Source organism: Pseudomaricurvus sp. ABR4_320, assembly GCF_056159445.1.
In genome coordinates this window covers 1-2,796 of sequence record NZ_JBSWVF010000050.1, presented here as the reverse complement: position 1 = coordinate 2,796, position 2,796 = coordinate 1, and the positions used below count along the sequence as shown (strand labels likewise).

General features: G+C 45.5%; 2 protein-coding genes. Both read left to right on the top strand.

From position 1 onward, the window contains the following. The coding region (locus tag ACXAFR_RS27190; protein WP_475183266.1) for a TolB-like translocation protein at positions 1 to 1,121 on the top strand (1,121 nt) is incomplete at its 5' end. A 317-nt stretch (positions 1,122 to 1,438) separates the two neighbouring features. Next, the gene (locus tag ACXAFR_RS27185) at positions 1,439 to 2,581 is read left to right on the top strand and encodes a TolB-like translocation protein (RefSeq protein ID WP_475183263.1); all 1,143 of its coding nucleotides are present in this window, start codon (positions 1,439 to 1,441) and stop codon (positions 2,579 to 2,581) included. Positions 2,582 to 2,796: the final 215 nt, after the last annotated feature.

Here is a 2,796-nt window from a genome sequence, read left to right as displayed (position 1 = left end):
CGCTCATCGCTTGTGGTGGTGGGGGAGGAGGAGGTTCCGGCGATAGCGGTGGCTCTGACGATAGCGGCACAAGTGACGGCGATTCTGGTGGTGGCGGCTCCAACAGTGGAAGCTCAGATGGTATTAACCCCGGGGTCTCGGGTAAGTTTTTTTATGTGGAGTCAAACTCTGCACATCTAATGGATATTAGCACTGGAGAATATTTTGATATCCCCAATACAGATTGGATTAATCAGGATGATCTATATCCTCTTGGCATAACACAATATTCAGTAAAAGCATCCCCTGCCAATTCGACCTTTATGATAACAGCGCGCAATTGCCGGTACCATACGGATGATGTATTGGGAGGTAACGATACCTGTGTGGTTGTTCAGGATCTTAATGGTAGCTATATAACCGACCCTATAATTATTGATTGGGATCTTAAATCTGATGCCGAACCATCACCAGATGGTCAGTATTTCGCCGCATTTAGAGAGCTTGACGATATTTGGTTGGAAATTTGGGATATCCAAGGTAATAGAATTAACGGGATCAAAACCGAAGTAGCACCCTTTGAATGGTTAGCCGATGGGCGCTTAATATATATCTATGAGGGTAGAAATTTCATTATCACCGACCCTTACAGCACCAACTACTCAACGTCTTGGTCGTTACCAGAGTCGTTTGAAGAAGGTGATATTACTAGAATGTCAGCCAGTCCAGACGGTACTAAAATTGCGTTCAACATCCATAACTCGGGAACGCTCGTGTCAGAATATACAACATTTTGGATGCTGGATGTTGACACTGGTTCAATAAGACAAATTGCAACAAACCCTGAAGGTGAAGATGCATTTCGAGGTTCAGCGTGGTCACCAGATGGTAGCAAAATAGCTGTATTAGAAGGTGGTTCCACGGGTTCCGGACCGGACAGCCCTGGTGTCGCAACGGTTGCCTACGTATTACCGGCAGACTCAAATGAAGTACTCCAGCTTGCTCGCTACGACGAAAGCCTACGTTCGCCGGGTGTTGTTTTGCTGAAACGATTTCGTTTTGATGATATCCCGACCACAAGCAACTCAAACTCAACAATCGAAAACTTTTCAGGATATTTCGGTAGCTGGCTGCCTGAATAAAAATACAAAACGTTTTAATTTTAAAGGCGCCCTGCAATGGCCGAGCATTTACGTTTAGAGACGGATTATCCGGCTCGACCTAAATTCTCGGCGTTCTTATTTTTAATTAGTGCTTTTATCTAACGTGAACCTACACCGGGTAGAAAATCTCTTGATCAGGGATAACCCTACTTTTCCCTCTGCTATTTCACCGATATAGTGCCGCCAGCGAAAGCTGGCCACCTATGGCCACCCAGTCAAGCGACGTTGAGCTACCGCCTATGTGCTCCCGAAAAACCAAGGGGGCACACGTATTTTATTTTGAACACAAAGCTTACATGAAAAATCCAATACGACAAGTATTCTTGGCACTCTTTTGTTTAACGCTCACCGCTTGTGGTGGTGGCGGTGGCGGCTCCGACGATAGCGGCACAAGTGACGGCGATTCTGGTGGTGGCGGCTCCAACAGTGGAAGCTCAGAAGGTATTAACCCCGGGGTCTCGGGTAAGTTTTTTTATGAAGATTCAAAATCCGCGCATTTAATGGACATTAGCTCCGGGGAATATTCCGTTGTACCCAATACGGATTGGAAATATCAAGATGAAAGATTTCCCTATTTTGGTAGCTACTTAGTTAGCCCTTTTAAGGATCATAATACGTTTCTAATTACGGCTACTGACTGTCGACAGCACGAAGAAGGAAACCCTATTAGTGGCATGGATACCTGTGTCTTGTCACAAACCTTTGATGGCAATTATTTAACGGATGTTGTTATTGAATGGGAAGTTAGTGGGCGAGCAAAACCGTCCCCAGACGGACAATTTTTTGCTGTATTTCGAGAGCTAGATGATGACTGGCTGGAAATTTTCGACTTCAATGGCAATGGTGTCAGCGGTGTCAAAATTCCTTCTTCGCCTTTTGAGTGGCTAGCTGATGGGCGATTGATTTATATCTATGAGGGTAGAAATTTTATAATCACTGATCCTTACAGCACCAACTTTTCTACGTCTTGGTCGATACCTGAGTCATTCGGTGAAGGGAATATAACAAGAATATCAGCCAGCCCAGACGGAACTAAAGTCTCCTTTAACTTCCGCACATCTGGAACACTCGTTTCAGAATATACCACGTTTTGGATGTTAGATGTTGAGACGGGCTCTTTACGACAAATCGCAACAAATGCGGAAGGAGAGGATGCTTTTCATGCGTCGGCTTGGTCGCCTGACGGTGCCCAAATAGCCGTTTTAGAGGGTGGCGCTACTGGTTATGGCCCAGACAGTCCTGGTGTATCGGCTGTTATGTATGTGCTGCCAACGAATTCGGAAGAAGTGCTACAGGTCGCTCGGGTTGATGAAAGTCTAAGGTCACCCGGTGTCGTTATGCTAAAACGTTACCGGTCGGAAGAAATCCCTACCACGTCTAGCTCCAATTCGGTCATTGAAGGGTTTCCGGATTGGCAGTTTGATTGGCTGCCTGAATAAAAATACAAAACGTTTTAATTTTAAACGGTGGCCGGCAGTGGCCGGGCATTTACGTTTAGAGACGGATTATCCGGCTCGACTTAAATCCTCGGCGTTCTTATTTTTAATTGTTGCTTTTATCTAACATGAACCTACGCCGGGTAGAAAATTCTTGATCAGGGATAACCCTACTTTTCCCTCTGCTATTTCACCGATATAGTGCCGCCAGCGAAAGC

What these genes read in the sequence shown, in the direction of transcription:
- ACXAFR_RS27185 (WP_475183263.1), top strand. Translation starts at nt 1,439, where the DNA reads ATGAAAAATCCAATACGACAAGTATTCTTGGCACTCTTTTGTTTAACG.